The following is a 1,722-nucleotide window of genomic DNA, read 5'->3' as shown; positions in this document are numbered from 1 at the left end:
CTTTTTGGCGCCTTTGACCAGGATAAGGAGCATACCACCGATAAGAACGATCGAGGCCCCGGACGGTAATTCGAGGAAATAGGAGAGGAAAAGCCCGGAAAGGCAGATCACGATGCCGAATACGATGGAAAGCAACATGATCCGCTTAAAATTCATGGACATCTCGCCGGCAATCGCCACGGGGATGGTAAGCAGTGCGATGACCAGGATGATACCGACTACCTGAATCAGTGTCACGATGGAGAGGGCGACCAGGATAATCAGCCCCATGTTTAGCGCCTTTACGGGCAACTGCCTGGCCCGGGCGTACTCTTCATCGAGGGCGACAGACACAAAGCCTTTGTAGAAGATGAATATCGGCAAGGTTACGAGGAACAATAAAATCAGGGTAATGATGACATCTGTCCGTGGTACCATCAGGATGTTCCCGAACAGAAAGGTCATCAGATCGGGGGTGTACCCCGGCGTCATGTGGATAAAGATGATTCCCACGGCCACCCCTACAGCCCACAGGATACCGATAAACAGGTCACTTATCTTTTCTTCCAAATTTCCGATGATCCCCGCAGCTAAGAGAACAAAAGCGGTTGCCCCGTAGAGGGGTTTTACTCCCAGCCAATAGGCGATGCCCAGACCACCTAATGCGGTGTGGCTCAGGCCACCGCTGATAAAAACCATCCGTTTCGTTACAATGAAAGGTCCTATGAAACCGCAGATGATACTGGCCATGATGCCGGTCAAGATAGCATTCTGCATGAATTCGTAAGATAAAATATTCTCCATCGGTATCGTTGCTATTTAAGGTATGTCAATGTTTCTTTAAAAGGGTATGAGGGATGCCATGACCTAACAATTCTACGGGGCAACCATAGACATGCTCTAAGATATGGGCATCCAATTCCCCCCTTTCGTGGAAGTAGAGATTTTTGTTCAGACAGGCGATGTGCCTGTATGTGAGGGCGAAGGGTGTCGGATCATGGGTTACAACGACGATGGTCATTTTTTCATTGAGTTCATTCAGAAAATCCAGGAGGCTGGTTTTTGACGTGATGTCAATTGATGCTGTAGGTTCATCCAGGAGCAGGACCGCCGGTTCAGAAACAAGGGCACGGGCGATAAGCACCTTCTGAATTTGACCACCGGAGAGGTCTTTGACGTTTTCATGCCGCTTATCATGTAGATTTACCTTTTCGAGGATCATATCAGCTTTTTCCATATCGTCTTTTGTGTACCTCTTGAGGTAATTTTGCGGACTAATACATCCCGTGAGAACCATCTCCAGGGCACTGATCGGAAAATTTCTGTTGAAACTTGCAAACTGTGGGACATATCCCAGTCGTCCGGCGACATCTCTGAGAATACGGATAGAGCCGCTCCACGGCTTGATGATCCCGAGGATGAGTTTCAGAAGCGTTGTCTTTCCACCTCCATTGGGGCCTATGAGCAGAAGAAAATCCCTCTCGAAGAGATCCAGGGAAACATTTTCGAGAACAGGGATGTTTTCATATCCGAAAGATACATCGGTAATTTTAACGCAAGTCGCAAGTCGTAAGTCGTAAGTCATAAGTCGCAAGTCGTAAGTCGTAAGTCATAAGTCGTAAGTCGTAAGTCAAAAGACGTATGACTGACGACGTATGACTGGTGTTTTAAGATGCGCCCTTTATTTTCCCCTCTTCTTCAATGGCCATCTGTCTCAGGCCATACTCATCGGCAAAATATCTC

Annotated in this window: 2 protein-coding genes; both read right to left on the bottom strand. The window is 47.7% G+C overall.

Going from position 1 to position 1,722, the window contains the following annotated elements; translation table 11 throughout:
- A partial coding sequence (locus QMD03_09870; protein MDI6777518.1) for an iron chelate uptake ABC transporter family permease subunit occupies window positions 1-783 on the bottom strand: 783 nt, incomplete at its 3' end.
- A gap of 25 nt (window positions 784-808) precedes the next feature.
- On the bottom strand, window positions 809-1,564 hold the full coding sequence (locus QMD03_09865) for an ABC transporter ATP-binding protein (protein ID MDI6777517.1): 756 nt from the start codon (window positions 1,562-1,564) through the stop codon (window positions 809-811).
- Window positions 1,565-1,722 lie beyond the last annotated feature (158 nt).

The organism is Syntrophales bacterium (genome assembly GCA_030018935.1).
GTDB lineage: Bacteria > Desulfobacterota > Syntrophia > Syntrophales > CG2-30-49-12 > CG2-30-49-12.
This window is presented reverse-complemented; position numbering and strand designations above follow the sequence as displayed.

Excerpts from the sequence above, each read along its gene's own strand:
- QMD03_09865 (MDI6777517.1), bottom strand. The coding sequence starts at position 1,564 with ATGACTTACGACTTACGACTTGCGACTTGCGTTAAAATTACCGATGTA.